Origin of the sequence: Rhodococcus sp. KB6 (assembly GCF_001445685.1) — a bacterium.
In the GTDB taxonomy this organism is placed as follows: Bacteria; Actinomycetota; Actinomycetes; order Mycobacteriales; family Mycobacteriaceae; genus Rhodococcus_F; species Rhodococcus_F qingshengii.
Genome location: NZ_LNAK01000043.1, coordinates 655672 through 675480, shown reverse-complemented (window position 1 = coordinate 675480; position 19809 = coordinate 655672). Strand labels below are relative to the sequence as shown.

The 19809-nt window shown below is 62.2% G+C and carries 19 protein-coding genes; 13 read left to right on the top strand and 6 right to left on the bottom strand.

Features of this window, described 5'->3' with window-relative positions:
* Nucleotides 1-17 precede the first annotated feature (17 nt).
* Complete coding sequence (gene ctaD, locus ASU23_RS10310) at nt 18-1772, bottom strand: cytochrome c oxidase subunit I (protein ID WP_020970441.1); 1755 nt, start codon at nt 1770-1772, stop codon at nt 18-20.
* A gap of 202 nt (nt 1773-1974) precedes the next feature.
* Between ctaD and ASU23_RS10305 the strand changes: the two genes are divergently transcribed.
* Nucleotides 1975-3126, top strand: a complete 1152-nt coding sequence (locus tag ASU23_RS10305; RefSeq protein WP_054188856.1) for an NADH:flavin oxidoreductase — start codon at nt 1975-1977, stop codon at nt 3124-3126.
* Between the two features lie 64 nt (nt 3127-3190).
* Here ASU23_RS10305 and ASU23_RS10300 read toward each other — a convergent pair whose 3' ends face one another.
* Nucleotides 3191-4039 carry an aldo/keto reductase gene (locus ASU23_RS10300; protein WP_037128502.1) on the bottom strand — a complete coding sequence of 283 codons (849 nt, stop codon included), beginning with the start codon at nt 4037-4039 and terminating at the stop codon, nt 3191-3193.
* A 130-nt stretch (nt 4040-4169) separates the two neighbouring features.
* Here ASU23_RS10300 and ASU23_RS10295 point away from each other — a divergent pair, with 130 nt between their 5' ends.
* The 3 genes from ASU23_RS10295 (at nt 4170) to ASU23_RS10285 (ending at nt 7449) form a co-directional block, all read left to right on the top strand.
* The gene (locus ASU23_RS10295; protein ID WP_030535396.1) at nt 4170-4766 is read left to right on the top strand and encodes a class I SAM-dependent methyltransferase; all 597 of its coding nucleotides are present in this window, start codon (nt 4170-4172) and stop codon (nt 4764-4766) included.
* A 66-nt stretch (nt 4767-4832) separates the two neighbouring features.
* On the top strand, nt 4833-6464 hold the full coding sequence (locus ASU23_RS10290) for an ABC-F family ATP-binding cassette domain-containing protein (protein WP_058037843.1): 1632 nt from the start codon (nt 4833-4835) through the stop codon (nt 6462-6464).
* Nucleotides 6465-6609: 145 nt separating this feature from the next.
* Nucleotides 6610-7449, top strand: a complete 840-nt coding sequence (locus tag ASU23_RS10285) for an aldo/keto reductase (protein WP_058037842.1) — start codon at nt 6610-6612, stop codon at nt 7447-7449.
* Nucleotides 7450-7461: 12 nt separating this feature from the next.
* On the opposite strand, the gene ASU23_RS10280 is transcribed toward ASU23_RS10285, so the two are convergent.
* The 3 genes from ASU23_RS10280 to ASU23_RS10270 form a co-directional block, all read right to left on the bottom strand.
* The gene (locus tag ASU23_RS10280) at nt 7462-8037 is read right to left on the bottom strand and encodes a TetR/AcrR family transcriptional regulator (protein ID WP_058037841.1); all 576 of its coding nucleotides are present in this window, start codon (nt 8035-8037) and stop codon (nt 7462-7464) included.
* Complete coding sequence (locus ASU23_RS10275; protein WP_021332241.1) at nt 8038-8451, bottom strand: VOC family protein; 414 nt, start codon at nt 8449-8451, stop codon at nt 8038-8040. It lies immediately after the preceding gene.
* A 70-nt stretch (nt 8452-8521) separates the two neighbouring features.
* On the bottom strand, nt 8522-8941 hold the full coding sequence (locus ASU23_RS10270) for a hypothetical protein (protein ID WP_253741270.1): 420 nt from the start codon (nt 8939-8941) through the stop codon (nt 8522-8524).
* Between the two features lie 109 nt (nt 8942-9050).
* Between ASU23_RS10270 and ASU23_RS10265 the strand changes: the two genes are divergently transcribed.
* The 6 genes from ASU23_RS10265 to ASU23_RS10240 all read left to right on the top strand — a co-directional run bounded on the left by ASU23_RS10265 (nt 9051) and on the right by ASU23_RS10240 (nt 14688).
* Nucleotides 9051-9401, top strand: a complete 351-nt coding sequence (locus ASU23_RS10265) for a helix-turn-helix transcriptional regulator (protein ID WP_042952669.1) — start codon at nt 9051-9053, stop codon at nt 9399-9401.
* Nucleotides 9394-9939 carry a hypothetical protein gene (locus ASU23_RS10260; RefSeq protein ID WP_003939943.1) on the top strand — a complete coding sequence of 182 codons (546 nt, stop codon included), beginning with the start codon at nt 9394-9396 and terminating at the stop codon, nt 9937-9939. The genes ASU23_RS10265 and ASU23_RS10260 overlap by 8 nt, the downstream gene beginning before the upstream one ends.
* A gap of 43 nt (nt 9940-9982) precedes the next feature.
* Complete coding sequence (locus ASU23_RS10255; protein WP_003939757.1) at nt 9983-10879, top strand: ABC transporter ATP-binding protein; 897 nt, start codon at nt 9983-9985, stop codon at nt 10877-10879.
* Nucleotides 10876-12069, top strand: a complete 1194-nt coding sequence (locus ASU23_RS10250; protein WP_007733417.1) for an ABC transporter permease — start codon at nt 10876-10878, stop codon at nt 12067-12069. The genes ASU23_RS10255 and ASU23_RS10250 overlap by 4 nt, the downstream gene beginning before the upstream one ends.
* A 94-nt stretch (nt 12070-12163) precedes the next feature.
* Nucleotides 12164-13651, top strand: a complete 1488-nt coding sequence (locus tag ASU23_RS10245) for a carboxyl transferase domain-containing protein (protein WP_058037840.1) — start codon at nt 12164-12166, stop codon at nt 13649-13651.
* Nucleotides 13648-14688 carry a hypothetical protein gene (locus tag ASU23_RS10240; RefSeq protein ID WP_058037839.1) on the top strand — a complete coding sequence of 347 codons (1041 nt, stop codon included), beginning with the start codon at nt 13648-13650 and terminating at the stop codon, nt 14686-14688. Before ASU23_RS10245 ends, ASU23_RS10240 begins: the two co-directional genes overlap by 4 nt.
* A gap of 4 nt (nt 14689-14692) precedes the next feature.
* Here ASU23_RS10240 and ASU23_RS10235 read toward each other — a convergent pair whose 3' ends face one another.
* On the bottom strand, nt 14693-15964 hold the full coding sequence (locus tag ASU23_RS10235) for an MFS transporter (protein WP_058037838.1): 1272 nt from the start codon (nt 15962-15964) through the stop codon (nt 14693-14695).
* 178 nt (nt 15965-16142) lie between these two features.
* Here ASU23_RS10235 and ASU23_RS10230 point away from each other — a divergent pair, with 178 nt between their 5' ends.
* The 3 genes from ASU23_RS10230 to ASU23_RS10220 all read left to right on the top strand — a co-directional run bounded on the left by ASU23_RS10230 (nt 16143) and on the right by ASU23_RS10220 (nt 19808).
* Nucleotides 16143-18059: a propionyl-CoA synthetase gene (locus tag ASU23_RS10230; RefSeq protein ID WP_058037837.1), complete on the top strand. Its 1917-nt coding sequence runs from the start codon at nt 16143-16145 to the stop codon at nt 18057-18059.
* Between the two features lie 92 nt (nt 18060-18151).
* The gene (locus tag ASU23_RS10225) at nt 18152-18997 is read left to right on the top strand and encodes a mycofactocin-coupled SDR family oxidoreductase (protein WP_007733421.1); all 846 of its coding nucleotides are present in this window, start codon (nt 18152-18154) and stop codon (nt 18995-18997) included.
* Nucleotides 18998-19298: 301 nt separating this feature from the next.
* On the top strand, nt 19299-19808 hold the full coding sequence (locus ASU23_RS10220; RefSeq protein WP_235808376.1) for a hypothetical protein: 510 nt from the start codon (nt 19299-19301) through the stop codon (nt 19806-19808).
* The last annotated feature ends 1 nt before the right edge of the window (nt 19809 follow it).

The following is a 19809-nucleotide window of genomic DNA, read 5'->3' as shown; positions in this document are numbered from 1 at the left end:
CAGCAACTATTATTGCACTAATCAATCTGGCGATGATCGTCACTCTTCTCCAACGTCGACGTGGGTTGCCCGGTGAGACCCACGTGCGCTTCCGCCCTCATTCGCTCCACCATGTGCGGGTAGTGCAGCTCGAACGCCGGACGCTCACTGCGGATGCGCGGCAACTCGGTGAAGTTGTGACGCGGCGGCGGGCAGGTGGTTGCCCACTCCAGCGAGTTTCCGTAACCCCACGGATCGTCGACGGTGACAACTTCGCCGTAGCGGTAGCTCTTGAAAACGTTCCAGATGAACGGAAGCGTCGAGGCACCGAGCACGAAGGCAAAGATCGTGGACACCGAGTTCAGCACCGTGAACCCGTCCGAGGGCAGGTAGTCGGCATAGCGACGCGGCATCCCCTCGCCGCCGAGCCAGTGCTGAACGAGAAACGTGCCGTGGAAACCGACGAACGTGGTCCAGAAGTGCCACTTGCCGAGACGCTCGTCCATCATGCGACCGGTCATCTTCGGGAACCAGAAGTAGATACCGGCGTACGTGGCGAACACGACCGTACCGAAGACCACGTAATGGAAGTGGGCGACGACAAAATACGTGTCGGTGACATGGAAGTCGATCGGCGGGCTCGCGAGAATGACACCCGACAGACCACCGAAGAGGAAGGTGATCAAGAAGCCGACCGAGAACAGCATCGGCGACTCGAAGGTCAACTGCCCCTTCCACATCGTGCCGATCCAGTTGAAGATCTTCACACCTGTCGGCACGGCGATCAGGAACGTCATGAACGAGAAGTACGGCAGGAGAACAGCACCCGTCGCGTACATGTGGTGAGCCCACACCGCGATCGACAGAGCTGAAATCGCCAGTGTCGCATAGACCAATCCGGTGTACCCGAAGATCGGCTTACGGCTGAAGACCGGGAAGATCTCCGAGACGATGCCGAAGAACGGCAGCGCGATGATGTACACCTCGGGGTGACCGAAGAACCAGAACAGGTGCTGCCACAACAGAACTCCACCCGACGCCGGGTCAAAGATGTGCCCACCGAGATGACGGTCGACGAACAGACCCATGAACGCAGCGGTCAAGAGCGGGAACGCCATCAAGATCAGAATGCTGGTGATGAAGATGTTCCACGTGAAGATGGACATCCGAAACATCGTCATACCTGGTGCGCGCAGGCAGATCACGGTGGTGATCATGTTGACCGCACCGAGAATGGTGCCGAGGCCACCGACCGTCAGACCGAAGACCCACAGGTCGGCGCCGACGCCGGGACTGTGCACCGCGCCCGACAACGGGGTGTACGCGGTCCAACCGAAGTCGGCAGCGCCGCCCGGCGTGAGGAATCCGCCGAGAACGATGAGACCACCAAAAGTGAAGAGCCAGAATCCGAATGCGTTCAGACGCGGGAACGCCACGTCCGGGGCACCGATCTGCAGCGGAAGTATGTAGTTCGCGAAGCCGAAAACGACGGGCGTCGCGTACAGCAGCAACATGATCGTGCCGTGCATGGTGAACAACTGATTGAACTGCTCGTTCGAGAGGAACTGCATCCCGGGGACAGCCAGTTCCGCACGCATGAACAGGGCCATCAGGCCGCCGATCAGGAAGAACACGAAAGCCGTGATCATGTACATGATCCCGATCTTCTTGTGATCGGTGGTCTTGATCATGTCGAACATCCACGACCCCTTGGGATCACGGCGCTTCGGGTACGGCCGCTCCGGAATCGGCTCCAACTCTCCGGTCCGCTCGTCCGGCACCGTTGTCGTCATGCTCGCGCGTCCTCTTTCGTGCTCGATACCGCCTCAAGAACTTTCCGCACGACCATATCGCATGTTAATAGTTAATGCACAAACTAAGTGTGGTCGACGTGAGCAACTATCGAAAACCGAACGTACGCAACCTTTTGCAGATTTCGGTGAGATAAAGTCAGGCGGCGGAATAGGTCGAGGGTCCGCCGCGTTGAACAAACCCGTGACTCTTCCCGACACATCGACAGCACCCGAGGCCTCCGCGTTGCGCGGCCTCTTCGAGCCTTTCGAGGTCAAATCACTCTCGTTGCGTAACCGTTTCGCCATGGCCCCGATGACGCGCGCCTTCTCGCCGGACGGAATCCCCGGCGCCGACGTAGCCGAGTACTACCGTCGTCGCGCAGCAGGGGGTGTCGGCTTGATCATCACCGAAGGCACGTACATCCCGGACCCGGCAGCCGGCCCGCACACCCGCGTACCGCGCATCTACGGCGATTCGAGCCTGGGTGGCTGGAAGTCGGTTGTCGACGCCGTCCACGCCGAAGGCGGATCGATCATTCCTCAGCTGTGGCACCTCGGAGTCGAACGCGGCGAGAACTCGCGCCTGAACCCCGAGGTCGAAACCGTCAGCCCCTCCGGCCTGGCACTGGACGGCACCCGCCTGGGACGAGAATTCACCACCTCTGACCTCGACAACTTGAAGCAGTCGTGGGTCGACGCCGCACTCAACGCGAAGAACACCGGGTTCGACGGTCTCGAGTTGCACGGAGCACATGGCTACCTGCTCGACGAATTTCTCTGGGCGGGAACCAATGTCCGAACCGACGGCTACGGCGGATCACTCGAGGCCCGCACCCGTTTCCCGGCCGAGGTCGTCGCCGCAATCCGAGAGGCCGTCGGGGACGAGTTCGCGATCGTCTACCGATTCTCGCAGTGGAAGTCCGGCCATTACGACGCTCGTATCGCCCAGAGCCCGGCAGAACTCGGCCGCATCCTCACTCCCCTGGTCGACGCCGGCGTCGACGTTCTGCATCCGTCCACGAGGCGTCATTGGGAACCGGCATTCGCTGAACTCGACGGTGAAGACGGCACACTCGGCCTCGCCGGTTGGACGAAGAAGCTGACCGGGTTGCCGACCATCACCGTCGGTTCGGTCGGACTCGATTCCGTGTTCACGACGGCATTCACCGGCGAAGCTGCATCTGCTGTCACCGGACTGGAGCGTCTCGAAGCTCAGTACGAGAGGGGTGAATTCGACATGGTTGCCATCGGGCGCGCGCTGCTCGCCGATCCCGAGTGGGTCGAGAAGCTCCGCACCGGACGCGCGGACGAGCACATCGCATTCACCGCAGAACATCGCACACACCTGAACTGACCTCGCACGACAAAACGGCACTCCCGCAATTGTGGGAGTGCCGTTTGTGGGTCTGCCGGAAGTACTAGCTGCCGAGCGTGACCGGGTCGGGGCCGATGCGGCCGGCCGGGTCGTCGAGAGCACCGATTGCGTTGATCTGTTCCGGTGTCAGTTCGAATCCGAAGACATCGAAGTTGGCGGCGATACGTTCGGGGGTCACCGACTTCGGAATCACCACGTTTCCGATCTGCAGGTGCCAGCGAATGATCACCTGAGCCGCGGTGACGCCATGAGCGTCGGCGATAGCGGTGATGACGGGGTCGCCGAGAACGGTTCCCTGTCCGAGCGGGCTCCACGCTTCCGTCGCGATTCCCTTGCCGGTGTGAAAGGCGCGCAGTTCGGCCTGGTTGAACTTGGGGTGAAGCTCGATCTGATTGAGGACCGGCACCTCACCGGTTTCGCCGATGACGCGCTCGAGGTTCTCGATGGTGAAGTTGGAAACGCCGATGGATCGAACCCGTCCGTCGGCCTTGAGCTTCTGGAATGCCTTGAACGTCTCGACGTACAGGTCCTTGGACGGAACCGGCCAGTGGATCAGGTACAGGTCGAGGTACTCGAGACCCAACTTGTCGAGGCTGGCGTCGAATGCCGCAAGCGTCGAGTCGTAGCCTTGGTCGTCGTTCCACAGTTTTGTCGTGATGTAGAGGTCTTCGCGGGCGATGCCGGATTCGGCGATCGCGCGGCCGACGCCCACCTCGTTGCCGTAGATCTTGGCGGTGTCGATACTGCGGTAGCCGGTCTTCAGGGCTGTGGAGACGGCCTCCTGCGTCTCGTCGTCCGGAACCTGGAACACACCGAATCCGAGTGCGGGGATCGTCTTACCGTCGTTCAGAACAATGGTCGGTACAGAGGTCACATCGTTGGTCTCGGTCATATATGGATCCAACGCGCGAGGGCCGGGAGGCATTCCCCGCCGAACCTCCGGGCAGTGCCCTTGTACCGCCCGAAATGCCGGTCTACCTTGGAAGACAAGTATTGGAATCGCCTCGATAAAAGAGAGAGCGATGAATCTTTCATATCGTCTCGCCTACAAGGTCGGCGTCACTCCGTGGGAGCACACCGGTCACGGCTTCGACGCTCAACTGTCCGGCCTTCTGGATGCGATTCCCGTCCCGGAAGGTGGCCGTGCACTCGATATCGGTTGCGGCACCGGACGCCATTCCATCGAGCTGGCGCAACGCGGGTGGCACGTCACCGGCGTCGACGCCGAACAGGAACCGCTGGACAAAGCGCGCATACACGCGCGTGAAGCACACGTCGACGTCCGGTTCCTCCACGAGGACGCGGCAGACCTGCACATTGCTGTCGACGGCGGGCACATGCTGGTGCTCGACATCGGCTGTTTTCACGGGCTCACCGATCATCAACGACGGGACTACGGGAGATCCGTAAACGCGATCACCGCACCCGGGGCGTCCATGGTGATGTTCGCATTCGGACCGGGGCACCGTTGGCCGATGCCACACGGCGTCTCGGAGGAGGACGTCATGCGTGCATTCGACGGTTGGTCGATGGCCTCGAGCATGGCCGCGGACGTGAGTGAATCGCCACTTCCGGTCCGTGCGGCACATCCGTGCTGGTATCACCTGGTCCGTGGCTGACTGCTGTGCGCCTTTATTAACCGCCCGCGGTTAATAAAGGCGCACAGCACCGGGGATACTTCTCAGGTGACTGCAACACTGCGCATCAGCGGCCTCTCTGCTTCCCGGGGAGAACGCACCCTGTTCTCCGACCTGGATCTCACCGTTGCCCCCGGCGACGTCATCGGCCTCGTCGGCGCGAACGGCGCCGGCAAGTCGACGCTTCTCACCGCACTGGCCGGAATCGGAACTGCCGACGTCGAAGGTTCGATCATCCTCAGCCCGCCGGATGCTGCGGTCGGTTACCTCGCGCAGGAACCCGATCGCATCGAGGGTGAGACCGTCCTCGAGTTCCTCGGCCGCCGCACCGGCGTCGCCCACGCCGAGGAAGTCATGAACGCCGCAGCCGAAACCCTGGCCGAAGCCGAAGAGGATCTGTACTCCCCGGCACTGGAACGCTGGCTCGCTCTAGGCGGCGCCGACCTGCTCGAGCGCGCCGAGAAGGTGGTCGAAGAACTCGGTCTCGGAGTTCCACTCGATGCACATATGACGGCATTGTCCGGCGGTCAGGCCGCGCGCGCCGGCCTCGCGTCACTGTTGCTTTCGCGCTACGACATTCTCTTGTTGGACGAGCCCACCAACGATCTCGACCTACGCGGTCTCGAGCAGTTGGAGCGATTTGTCGCCGAGACGCGCGCAGCACTGGTTGTCGTGAGCCATGATCGCGAGTTCCTCTCGCGCACCGTCACCGGCATCGTGGAACTCGATCTGGCACAACAGGACATCGCCGTGTACGACGGCGGCTACGAGTCGTACCTCGCCGAACGCGAGATCGCCCGCCAGCACGCACGCGAGGCGTTCGAGGAATATGCAGGCACCCGCTCCGATCTCGAAGATCGCGCACAGATGCAGCGCAACTGGATGGAACACGGCGTCCGCAACGCGCGTCGTAAAGCCAAGGACAACGACAAGATCGGACGCGGATTGCGGACCGAGTCGACGGAGAAGCAAGCCGCGAAAGCCCGCCAGACTCAACGCCGCATCGAGCGACTCGAAGTGGTCGAGGAACCGCGCAAGGAGTGGGAACTTCGTATGGAGATCGCGGCGGCGCCGCGGTCCGGATCCGTTGTCGCGACCACGAACGGCGCCAAGGTAACTCGCGGTCAGTTCACGTTCGGTCCGGTCACGACGCAGATCGACTGGGGCGATCGAATTCTCGTCACGGGCGCGAACGGGGCAGGCAAGACCACCCTCCTCAACGTCCTGCTCGGCAAACTCGTCCCGGACGAGGGCATCGCGTCGCTGGGTTCCGGTGTCGCGATCGGTGAGATCGATCAGGCGCGTGGATTGTTCGAAGGTGATCAACCAGTCGTGGAGGCCTTCGGTGCGCAGGTTCCGGACTTGCCCGATGCCGATGTCCGCACTCTCCTCGCCAAGTTCGGCCTGCGCGGACACCACGTACTCAGATCTGCCGCTTCCCTGTCCCCCGGCGAGAGAACAAGGGCTGCACTTGCTTTGCTCCAGGCTCGCGGCGTGAACCTACTGGTACTGGACGAGCCGACGAACCATCTCGACCTTCCGGCGATCGAACAGCTCGAGCAGGCAATGGAGTCGTTCGAGGGAACCCTCCTTCTGGTCACTCACGATCGACGCATGCTGCAGTCCACCCGAAGCACGCGCCGGTGGAGAATGGAGAACGGACAGCTCTTCGAGGAGTAGCCGATCGACTCTGCTTGCGCAGACAACCCGCGTGTGCAACTATTTATCAGGCGCACGCAATAGTTGCATGCGCGGCATAGGTGGCCCGCGGATGACATGATCCCCCGTCGAGCTGCCACATCCCAGTCCCGAAAGGCACTCTTCAATGTTGTCGATCCCCGACCGCACACTGACCCACGGAACCACCGGCGAGCCGATCACCATCCCGCAACTCGGGTACGGCGTTTTCCAGGTACCGGACGCACAGACCGAAGAGGTCACTGCCGCAGCTCTCGAGATCGGCTACCGCCACATCGACACGGCCGCGATCTACGGAAATGAAGCCGGGGTCGGCCGCGCCATCGCAGGTTCGGATATCCCTAGGTCAGAGCTTTTTGTCACCACCAAGCTGTGGAATGACGATCAGGGCCACGACCGAACACTCGCCGCTTTCGACACCAGCCTCGACAAGCTCGGACTCGACTACGTCGACCTCTATCTGATTCACTGGCCCGCGCCGGCAAAGGGCCTGTTCGTCGAGACCTGGGCGGCATTCGAGCAAATTCTCGCCTCCGGCCGCACCCGGGCGATCGGTGTGTCCAACTTCCTGCCCGAGCACCTCGAACTGCTGGCCGAGCACAGCTCGATCACCCCGGCCGTCAACCAGATCGAATTGCACCCCAGACTGCAACAGCACGCGTCACGGGAGTACGCGCGAAGTCGCGGCATCGAAATCGAGGCTTGGAGCCCATTGGGACAAGGAACCATCCTCGACGACCCGGCCATCGGGAAAATTGCTGCAGCACACGGCAAGAGCCCGGCACAGATAATTCTGCGCTGGCATCTCGAACAGGGTCACACCGTTCTGTCGAAGTCGGTCACGCCTGCACGCATGCGCGACAACGCCGCAATCTTCGACTTCGCACTCGATGCCGACGAGTCAGCGGCCATCGCAGCGCTGAACACCGACAGCCGTGTCGGGCCTGATCCAGTCGAATTGAACTGAATCGAAACGGCTTCAAGAATTTTCGTGGGGAGTCAACGTCAGCAGCACAGAATCGACGGACTGCTCGGCCAGGAGCGCGTCCAGCGGTAAGTGACGGAACAACGCTCGGTAATAGATCGGCGACGCCAGCGCGTCCAGGACGAAGTCCAGGTCGAAGTCGCTCCGTATGTCGCCGCGTAGGCGCGCCGATTCCAGCACTGCCGCAGTGGAATCGCGTCGAGGCTGAAAGAATGCCGACTGGAAATCCCGCGCCAATTCCGGGTCCGCCGCCAGATCCGCGACCAACGCGGGCAGGATCCGCCCGACTACCGTTTCGCTCAGCCCCACAACCAATGTCGTGATGCCGGCGACCAGGTCTGCCCTGAGATCGCCGGTGTCCGGCGTTGGATCAGTGCCGATGTGCGCCACGACGACGTCGACCACCAGATGCCGCTTCGACGGCCATCTCCGGTAGATGGCGGGTCGATGCACGCCCGCTCTCGTCGCCACCGAACCGATCGACAGCTCCGCATATCCGTTCTCCCCCAACAACTCCAGGGTTGCCGCCAGAACGGCTTCGTCGATCCGCTCGTCGCGGGCGCGCACCATCTACAGCACCGGCCGCGGCATGAGCACCAGACGCCAGCCGTCGGGATCTTCGAAAGTCATCCCCGCATTCTCCTCCCAGTACGGATTCTCGGCGCCAACGGGTTCGTGCCCTGCTTCCCCCAACCTCTGAACTACCTCGTACATCGCCGACTCGCCGGCGAAGTAGAGCACCAACAGGTTGTCCTGCGTCGGCGCCGGGCACGGGCTTCCGTCTTCGTGGGTCGTGAATTCGAGGTGATAGTTCGAATCCGGCAGACCCAGCATGATTCCGTCGTACCCGGCATGACCGGAGAACCGGTAGAGCTCTGGCAATCCCAGACAGTCGCGATAGAACGCAATCACGTCGTCGAGCCTGTCGGTGGGTCGCGCTACGCGCACTTGCACTACTGCGAGGTCGTTCGGCCAAGTTGTCATTCCAAAACAGTACAGTACGTACCGTAATGTTTCGAGAAAATGGTTGCCAGCCTCCCGACGGCAGCTCGCTTCAACTACAAGCGATCATTCTCCGGAAACGCCGCCTTGGCATGAACTTCGGCCTGGCGAACAGCACAGACAGTTTAGTGGGCTGCGACTCCACCGGGCGATCGGACCGGTACAGCAACGCCTGCTGCGGGGTACTCACCCATTCACTGGCGAAGATCTCACCGAGGCGCGAAACCGGCACGTGCGACCCGTCCTCGAGTCGAACGGTGACGTCCGCCCCGATGTCCGACTGGCCGTACACGACCCACCACGATTCGCCTTCCACATCCCCCGGAGTGTGCTGCCCGATACCGATGACTGCACCCTTCTCCATCGGATCGCGCCAGACCGCTTCGCGCCCTTGCGGTCCCACGCAGTAGCTACCATCCTCGCACACCTGCACGACCAGGCCGGACTCTTCGAGCACCAACTGTTCGACCACTATGCCAAGCCCCTTCCGTTGCCCGAACCTTATCCGCCGGCACGCCCCAGAAGCGGAACAATCGCGGTTCGTGTTGACAAACTGTTGGGTTTTTACAACACTTTGATGCATGAGCCCAGTCCGGCGGGGAGACGCGCTCCCCATCTTCAATCGCATCGGAGTGCTTCGCGCCGAGCGGAAGATGAGCCGGGCACAGCTTGCGCAACTCGTCGACGTGAATCCGCAGACGGTGGGGGCACTCGAACGCGGTGACCACTACCCCAGCCTGGATCTTGCATTCCGAATCTGCTGGGTGTTCGACCTCCCGGTGGAGGCGGTGTTCTCCCGGACGGAGTTCGGGCCGCTGTCGACGGAGGTCTACCGGAATGCACCGTCGACGGAGGTCTACCGGAATGCACCGTCGACGGAGGTCTACCGATCTGACCGCACTACCGAGGGGAGTGAAAAGCCAAGTGCCTGAATCAAATCTGATCGACCGCTACCAGGCCCACCGCACTCGGCGGTTCCTGCAGAACGAGGAGACGTTCCGACATTGGCTCCCGAATTGGCGAACCCGTCGACGTCGGCGCGTACTCGTCGTCGCCCTGGCGGTCCTGTTCACCACGATGGTTGCCGTCAGCACAGCATGCCTGTTCAATCCGCTCTTCGCCGTGGCATGGCCGGTCCTCACCCTGCTGTTCCTGCCGACGTGGTCCTCACTTCAAATCGTGTCGGGCCGGCAAGGGGATGCTCCGCGGCAGGCGTTGGACGAATGGGAGATCCAGCAACGCAACGACGCTCGCTCCGTCGGGCTCAGCGTGACCCAAACGTTGGTCTTCATTGTCGCCATTTTCCTCATTTTCACCTCGTCGGTGCAGTGGAATGTAGAGAGGCTGCCTTACACGGGAGGTTTATTGGCACTGACTGCAATGCTGATCGGCGCGTGCACGCCCGCGATGATTCTCTCGTGGACCAATCCAGACCCGGATCCGATTGATTCGGAAGAGTTCGATCTCTGACCCGTATTACCGAAGCGCACCACTCGACCGATGGGAAGGACCCATGTCAGCCACCCTCACGATCGACGGCATCTCGAAACGCTACGGCGACGTCGTCGCACTCGACAACCTGAGTTTCGAAGTGCGCCCAGGCGAGATCTTCGGATTCGTCGGCAGCAACGGCGCCGGCAAGACGACCACGATGCGCATTGCGCTGGGTGTGCTCGGAGCAGATTCGGGAGAAGTTCGCCTCGGCGGCAAACCTGTCGACCTCGACGTGCGTCGCACTATCGGATACATGCCGGAGGAACGCGGCCTCTACCCCAAGATGAAGGTGGGAGCGCAACTTTCCTATCTGGCCGAGCTACACGGACTCTCGAAGGCCGACGCGCACGCGGCCACTGAGCGGTGGACCGAACGTCTGGGCATCGCCGAACGCGTCAAGGACACCGTCGATTCCCTGTCCCTCGGTAATCAGCAACGTGTGCAGCTCGCAGCGGCGCTGGTTCACGACCCATCGGTACTCGTTCTGGACGAACCGTTTTCGGGCCTTGACCCCGTAGCGGTCGATGTCATGAGTGACGTGTTGGTCGAGAAGGCTCGCACCGGTGTTCCCGTAATCTTCTCCAGCCATCAGCTGGATCTGGTGGAGCGCTTGTGCGATCGCGTGGGCATCATCAGCCGCGGCAGCATGCGAGAGATCGGAACCGTCGACGAGCTACGAGGCAAGGGTGACGGCCGAATCGAAGTCTTCGCCCCTGACGCGCCGGTCGGTTGGGCACACCATCTGATCGGTGTCACCACACTGAGCCACCTCGACGGTCGAACGCTCCTGAGCGTCGACGGAACCGCCGACGATCAGCAGATCCTGCATGCAGCGTTGAAAACCGGGCCGGTGCACGAGTTCACGCTACGACGTCCGTCACTGACCGATCTGTTCCGAGAGGTAGTAGCCGCATGAGCAACCAGTTGAGCGGAGGTCGAGCCATCGGGTTGGTCGCCCGACGCGAATTCATGACGCAGATCTCGAAGAAGAGTTTTGTGATCAGCAACGTCATCATTCTGGTCGCGATCATCGGCGGCATCATCGCCTTCTCGCTCTTCTCCGGCGGCGACGAGGACAAGTCGAAGATCGGCTTGGTCGGCAACCAATCACTCAGTGCCACGATGGTGTCCATCGGCGACACCCTCGGAAATCCGGTGACGGTAACGGAGGTTTCCGACGACGGCACCGCGCGTGATCAAGTCAAGGACGGCGACCTCGACGTGGCCGTGATCGCTGGATCGGGCGGCGGCGTCACTGTCGTGACCAAGAAGGAAGTAGCCACGAATCTGCGGGCCGTCATCGAGAGTTCCGTTGCACAGCAGGCACAATCGAATGCGCTTTCCGCTGCGGGGATCGACCCGGCTCAGCTCGCCGAAGCCACGTCCACCGCAGTGGTCACCATCGATGCCATCGATCCCCCGGATCCCGAACAGGGCCAACGTATAGCGATGTCGATCGCTGCTGTGGTGCTCCTGTACATGCAGATCCTGCTGTTCGGAACGTACGTGGCGATGGGCGTCGTCGAGGAGAAGTCCAGCCGTGTCGTCGAGTTGCTGCTCTCCACTCTCCGTCCACTGCAGTTGTTGTGGGGCAAGGTTCTCGGAATCGGTGCTGTCGGCTTGATGCAGATGGCCGCTTACGCTGTCGCGGGCGTCGCCACCGGACTGGCGACGGGCGTCCTGACCGTGACGGGCACCGCAATCGGCGTTCTGTTCGGCACACTGGGGTGGTTCATTCTGGGCTTCCTCTTCTTCGCCGTGCTGTACGCCGCGGCCGGGTCCATGGTCTCGCGACAGGAAGACGTCAACGCCACCGCGATGCCTCTCGCGCTGCTCGTCATGGCAATGGTCAGCGTGGCTTTCGTTTCGGTGAGCAATCCAGAAGGAACCCTGAGCAACGTGTTGAGTTGGATTCCGCCGTTCTCGGCAATCCTCATGCCCCTGCGCATTTCCGCCGGTGTTGCTTCTCCGTTCCAGATCGTGGGAACGATTCTGCTGATGCTGGTCGTGACTGCTGCGCTGTCGATGATCGCGGCAAAGATCTACCAGCGCTCCATCCTTCGCATCGGCAAGGTCGTTTCGTGGAAAGAGGCGTTCGGACGCTGATTTATCCGGCGCACAACTGACGCCACACGATCACGGCAGCACCCCGCCCAGGTAGGTTCATCCTGGACGGGGTGCTGCTTACTTGGAGGACGTTGTGCGAATCTCGGCCGAAGAACTACTCACTGCGGTACTCGATCCCGAGAGCTTCGTCTCTTGGGACTCCCCGCCCGTCGACGTCGGACCTGGCGCGAAATACGCGGAAGACCTGGCGAAGGCCCGCGAGAAGAGCGGAGTTGACGAGTCCGTCGTCACCGGTGTCGGTACCGTTCGGGGACGTCGGGTCGCGGTAATTGCCTGTGAATTCAGCTTTCTCGCCGGTTCCATCGGAGTCGCTGCGGCCGAGCGGATCGTGACCGCCGTCGAACGTGCTACGGCAGAACAACTCCCGCTGCTGGCCTCGCCAACCTCCGGCGGAACGCGGATGCAGGAGGGCACCGTGGCGTTCGTTCAGATGGTGAAGATCGCTGCGGCAGTGGCTGTTCACAAAGCGGCACACCTGCCCTACCTGGTTTACCTGCGCAATCCCACCACCGGCGGGGTCTTTGCCTCGTGGGGATCCCTCGGCCACATCACCGTCGCGGAACCCGGTGCTCTGGTGGGATTCCTCGGACCCCGTGTCTACGAATCCCTGTACGGCGAAAAGTTTCCCGACGGTATCCAGACGTCCGAAAACTTGTATCGCAACGGCGTTATCGACGGCGTCGTACCCGTCGACCGCCTCCGTCTGCTGGTCAACCGAGCGTTGTGCGTGCTCACCGATCCCCCGGCCCCGGCGGCCACGGACCCGATTCCCTCACCCGAGATTCCCGATGTTCCCGCCTGGCAGTCGGTGATGCTCTCGCGCCGGGCCGATCGACCCGGCATCCGGCAGTTGCTCCGCCATGCCGCAACTGAACAGGTACCGCTCAGCGGCACCGGGCAGGGTGAAACCGACAAGACGATCTTGCTCTCGCTCGCCCGCTTCCGGGGCTTTCCGTGCATCCTGCTCGGCCAGGACCGCAGTGGCCAATCCGCGCTCACCACGATGGGACCGGCCGCGCTCAGGGAAGCGCGACGGGGCATGAAACTTGCCGAAGAACTACAACTCCCGCTTGTCCTCGTGATCGACACATTGGGCGCGTCGCTGTCCAAAGAAGCTGAAGAACGTGGACTGGCCCCTGAGATCGCCCGTTGCATCGCCGACCTCGTGACGCTGAAGACCCCGACAGTGTCGGTGTTGCTCGGCCAGGGAACAGGCGGTGGGGCTCTCGCGCTGCTGCCCGCCGATCGGGTACTCGCGGCACAGAACGGGTGGCTCGCTCCCCTGCCACCGGAAGGCGCAAGCGCGATCGTCCATCGCGACATCAGTCACGCACCGGAGATGGCGGCAGCGCAGGGCATTCGTTCGTTGGATCTGCTTCGAGACGGCGTGGTCGACGCGATCATTCCCGAAACGCCTGACGCGGCCGACGAACCCGTGGAATTCTCCAAGAGGGTAGGGGCTGCGATAGCGCACGAACTCTTCGTGCTTGCCGAAGAGTCGGACACCGATCGCCAGTCCTCCCGTATCGCGCGCTATCGAAACCTGGGAGTTCCGCAATGACGACGAAGGACCGGAATGCGCTGACGCTGCCGCACAGTTACGACCGCGCGGCACTCGCTCGTTTCGAATTGTTCCTGTTCGCGGGCATCGCCACCGTGCTGATCACCCGCGCTTATCTGGCGGCAACGGGCTATCCCCAGATCGGGGGCGGCGCCCTCCACATCGCACACGTTCTCTGGGGCGGATTGCTGATGGCCGTCGCCATCGTCGCGACCGCCATCACCGAAGGCTCTCGCACGCGTGACCTGGCCACGCTCGTCGGCGGACTCGGATTCGGTCTCTTTATCGACGAGGTCGGAAAATTCGTCACCGCCGACGTCGATTACTTCTACCAGCCTGCCATCGCGATCATGTACGTCGTCTTCGTTCTCTTCTATCTTGCCGCGCGCGAGGTGGTGATTCGGCGCGGAATGAATGATCGTCATCGGCTCGCCATCGGGGCGCGAGCGCTCTCGGACCTCGCTCTCGGTCAGCTCGACGAGATCCAGTACAACCACGCCCTCCGCGTACTCGACGGCGTCGAAGACCGCAGCCTCACCGACCTCGTCGATTCGATCAAAGCCGGCCTGCATTCACAGACTCCGCCGACCGGCGGTATCGAATCGAAGATCACTCGTGGCCGCAACGCGTTCTTCCACCGTGCCGAGGAACTGCTCCGGCACCGGGTCGTCCGCCGACTGGTACTGACCCTGTTCGTACTGCAGGCTCTTCTGGCGATTGTCCAGGTGATCTACGCGTTGGTTTCCGAGAACGTCGTCGAGGCCGACGACGTCTCCGACCTGGTGGTCCAGATCTCCACCGTCGCAACCGGAGTTCTTGTGGTTCTGGGAGTGTGGTTCCTCTTCCGCGGTCCGTACCTGCGAGCATTAAGGCTCCTGCGTGCATCCCTCATCGTGAGCCTCCTGGTGACGCAGGTTTATCTGTTCACACAGGACCAGTTCGGCGCGCTTTTCGGATTCGCGGTGTCACTGTTCATGCTCGCGACTCTCCGCATCGCGATTCGAAGCGAAGAGTCCGCCGCAGCTCTACCGCAGTAATCCTCTACCGCAGTGGGACCGCAGGCCGACTCGGTAGATCGCGGATCCCGCGGAGCGGGCTGAAGAGCAGGACCAATCCGCACGGCGCGATCAGGCAGGCCATGATCCACATCGTCCCGCGCGGATCCACTGCGTCGCCGAGGTAGCCTGCCGTCAGCGCACCGAGCGGAATGCTGCTGTGCAGCAGGAACATACTCGTTGCCACCACTCGTCCGAGGCGGTCCGGCGGACAGTAACTTTGACGGAAACTGCCGAGCACCACGTTGCACGACACGACGCCCGCAACCATCACCATGCCGCCGATGCAGAACCAGAACAGGCCGGCACCGTACGTCGTCAGAGGTGCTAACAGGATGAACGGTCCCGTCACCAACTGACAGATGAGAACGCTTCGGGCAGTGCCGAATCTGCGGCCGAGCGGGCGCGCGATCATCGATCCGACAATTCCGCCCACCCCGGCAATCGCCAAGAGAAGCCCGAGTCCGAACTCCCCCACGCCAAGCGTCTTTTCCAGGAACACGATCTGGATCGTGGAGTACCCGGTGAGACCGAAATTGAGCAGAGTGCCGTAGACGACGATCGACCGCAGATACGGATCACCGGCGACGAATCGCAGTCCGAGCGCAATCTGGCGTCGCAACGGTTCTCGCTGATTCTGTCCGCGATGGACGGTCTCCTGCACACGAATCAGCCAGATGCATACAAAGCAGAAGGCGAACGTGAACGCGTCGACAACCAGACCGGCCGCGAGCCCGACAGTTGCAACCACCAGCCCACCGACGCTTGGGCCGATCACCCGAGTTGCGGCCTCAGCGCCCTGAATCTTCGAGTTCCCTTCGACAAGATCCGCTTCGGCGAGCACCGTGGGGAGATACGAGTGATAGGCCGCCTGGAAGAAGACGGTGGCTGTACCGGTGAGCAGCGCGACCAGGAGCAGGTGGCCGTATGTCATCGCCTCCAGGAAGCCGGCGATCGCGAGGCTCGCGAAGAACAGAGCGCACGCAGCGTTCGCGATCATCATGATCGGGCGCCGAGGCAGCCGGTCGATCCAGGCACCGGCTGGTAGTCCGACGATCAACCACGGCAACCACACTGCTGATGCCAGCACACCGATCTGGAAGCTACTCGCGTCCAGTTCGCGAAGCGCGATCAGCGGCAGTACGACGGTCGTGACACCGTTTCCGATACCGCTGACTGCGTCGCCGGTCCACAGAAGTCGGAAGTCACGCAGAGCGAGGACTCCCCAGAAGCCTGCGCGTTGCGCTGCACCTGTCACATCGATCCCCCCTTTCAGTCCCTGCCCTATCCCACCCCTGCGCGCCACTGGCCGACGGGACAGGCCCGCCCGGCGCAAAGGGACGGTACCCGCACCGCTACTGAGGCGCACCGCACTGACGGTGACCTAAGGTGTTTCAGGTCACCGGTAAGCGAAGTTCACGAGAGGACACACGTCGATGAGCTCTTCCGAGCAGGCGTCCCACACCACGTATGCCGACGCATATCGCGAGAGCATGGATCAGCCGGAGAAGTTCTGGCTCGACGCTGCGCGGGCCGTCGACTGGGATGTCGCCCCCACCAAGGCTCTCGACGACTCTGCCGCGCCGATCTATCGCTGGTTCCCGGATGCTTCGCTTAACACCAGCTTCAATGCCCTCGATCGGCACGTCCGCGACGGCCGCGGCGATCAGACCGCGTTGATCTTCGACTCCGCGATGGTCCCCACCAAAGCCACTTACACCTACGCCGAATTGCTCGAGCAGGTCTCACTCTTCGCCGGCGTCTTGAAAGATCAGGGTGTGGTGGCGGGCGACCGCGTGATCATCTACATGCCGATGATCCCCGAGGCTGCGATCGCGATGCTCGCGTGTGCGCGAATCGGCGCGGTGCATTCGGTGGTGTTCGGCGGCTTTGCGGCCAAGGAGCTCGCAACGCGAATCGACGACGCCGGTCCAGTGGTGCTCGTGACGGCGTCCGGCGGCCTCGAACCCGGACGAACAATCGAGTACCTGCCGATGGTCGAGAAGGCTCTGCAACTGTCCGCCACTCCCGCGCACACCGTGATCGTGAAGAATCGCGAGCAGATTCCCGGTGCAGCTTCCGACTACAAGTCAAGTGCCGCAGCCTGGTTCGACTGGGACGAGCTGATCGCCGACGCCACCCCGGCCGACCCGGTGTCGGTCGCCGCGACGGATCCGCTCTACATCCTCTACACCTCGGGAACGACCGGTAAGCCCAAGGGCGTCGTCCGGGACAACGGTGGCCATGCCGTTGCGCTGACGTGGACCATGAAGAATCTGTACGACATCAGCCCAGGACAGGTGTGGTGGACCGCCTCCGACGTCGGCTGGGTGGTCGGCCACTCCTACATCGTCTACGGACCGTTGCTCGCCGGAGCCACGACGGTCATGTACGAAGGCAAGCCCGTCGGCACCCCCGACGCCGGTGCGTTCTGGCGCATCATTTCCGAATACAACGTGTCGGCACTCTTCACCGCTCCGACAGCGATCCGCGCGGTCCGCAAGGCCGACCCGGACGCAAAAGAGCTTGCCAAGTACGACATCTCGTCGCTCGCCACACTGTTCGCGGCCGGCGAGCGCTTGGATCCCGACACCTACGAGTGGGCTACTCGGATTCTCGATCGCCCGGTGGTCGATCACTGGTGGCAGACCGAAACCGGTTGGGCCATCTGCGCGAACCTGCGCGGCCTCGAACCGATGGAGATCAAAGCGGGCTCACCCACCGTCGCCTGCCCCGGATACCGCGTCGAAATCGTCGACGGCAAGGGCGAACTCGTGGGTCCGGGCACCGAGGGCAACATCGTGATCGGCCTGCCGCTTCCTCCCGGAACACTCGCCGGACTGTGGCGTGACGAGGACCGGTACGTGAAGTCCTACCTGTCGACTTTCGAAGGGTATTACCTCACCGGCGACTCCGGGTACATCGACGAGGACAACTACGTCTTCGTGCTCGGACGAAGTGACGACGTGATCAACGTTGCCGGACATCGCCTTTCGACCGGAAGCATGGAGGCCGTCGTCGCCGGCCACCCGGCTGTCGCCGAATGCGCGGTCATCGGCATTCACGACGAACTCAAGGGGCAACGGCCGAGCGGTTACGTCGTGCTCAAGTCCGGCGTCGACATCGATCCCGAAACACTCCGACAGGAACTGGTCGCGCGGGTGCGAGACCAGATCGGTGCCGTCGCCACGTTCCGGGACGTCACCGTCGTCGCCGCACTACCGAAGACTCGTTCCGGCAAGATCCTCCGCAAGACCATGCGGCAGATCGCCGACAACGAGGAGTACACGGTCCCGTCGACCATCGAGGACGCGAGCGTATTGGACGAGTTGTCCAAACTCCTTCGCGGATAAGGATTCAGCGAATTCCCCTGTCTGTCTGCCTCCGGACGTAGCAGTATGAACACGTTCCAGTTTCGGCGATTCACACGGGCAGGGGAAGTTCGATGGGCAATTTGGACGGTCAGGTCGCATTCATCACCGGAGCGGCGCGTGGTCAAGGGCGCGCGCATGCCGTCAAGCTCGCGTCCGAGGGCGCGGACATCATCGCGGTGGATCTCTGCGCGCCGGTCGCAACGGCGGGGTACGACATGGCCACCGAAGCCGACCTCGCCCAGACCGTCGCCCTGGTCGAAGCTCAGGGCCGGCGTATCGTCGCATCCGTCGCGGACACTCGCGACCTCGATGCCCTGAAATCAGCGGTCGACGCCGGAGTCGAGAAACTCGGCCGACTGGACATCGTGATCGCCAACGCGGGAATCGCGGCGTCGGCGAAATTGTCCTGGGACCTGAGCGCCGAAGAGTTCCGCGAGCTGATCGATATCAACGTCACCGGCGTCTGGTTGACGACCAAGGTGTCGATTCCGCACATCATGAACGGCAATCGAGGTGGATCCATTGTGTTGATCAGCTCGATGGCCGGGCTTCGAGGCGTGCCGGGGATTGCACACTACTCCGCGTCCAAGCACGCCGTTCGGGGGTTGGCGAAGTCTCTGGCCAACGAACTCGGCTGGGCAGACATCCGAGTCAACTCCGTACACCCGGGCAATGTGCGAACGACGATGATCGACAACGAACCGATGGTTCGTGCGTTCCGTCCAGACTTGGAGAATCCTGTCCTCGCCGATACCGCTCCGATCATGTCGAAGCTGAATCTGCTGCCCCACCCGTGGGTCGACCCCGAAGTGATTGCGGATGCGGTGTTCTATCTGGTGGGGCCGGCCGGGCGCGGGATCACCGGCATCGCGTTGCCGATCGATCTCGGTACCTCGGAAAAATTCGCCGGCGGCTGAAGGCCCGAACCGATGCAGAATTGCCTCTGCCGGATGGGTCTCGAGCACCATCCGGCAGAGGCAATTCCGGCTTGATCAAGCCTTCGTAGCAACAGAACAAGTAGTCGACAACCTCATAGGCGCTCCTCGTCTGGTGTGGGAAAAACCGTTGTGGGATGCGCAACAAACCCAAGACCCAGCGTAGAAGCATTTGGCCGCAAACGCGCGTCATTCGGCACTATTTTTTTGGATTCGGGCATACTGGGCAACGCTCCCACCACGTATTATGGACCCGAGTTCACACTTACAGGGGGTAGGCACAGTGACGGTCAAATACGCCGTAATGGACCCGATTCACGGAAAAGTCGAGATCTCGTTCGATGTCGACACGGGGGTCGTCGACGTCCGAAACGGCAACTCACACGCTCTGTTGACGCGTCGAGTCGATGCCCCGCGCCGTGAAGGCACACCCATCGGAACGCGCGCCGCCGCCGACTTGTTCTTCACTGTCGGTGGCGACGAAGTCGAACTCACTGTCGGCAAAGGGTTTCTGTCCCGTCGCTCGTACTCTGTCTCGGCACTCGTCGACGGCGTGAGTTTGAACTTCGCCCCAGTCGACGACGCGAACAGTGCATTCACCCGCGACGGATTGCGGATCGGGCACTTCTCCAAGAACGAGGAATCCGATCCCAGACAGACCGACGCAGTCTGGTCGAGCACGCCGAGCAACGACGAACTTGTCATCGGTTACGCCCTGGCCGAAGCCTTCGATTGCGGAGCACTCAACGGTGCTTTTGCGTTGATCGAATCACTGGTGCTCGGCGGCGGATAGA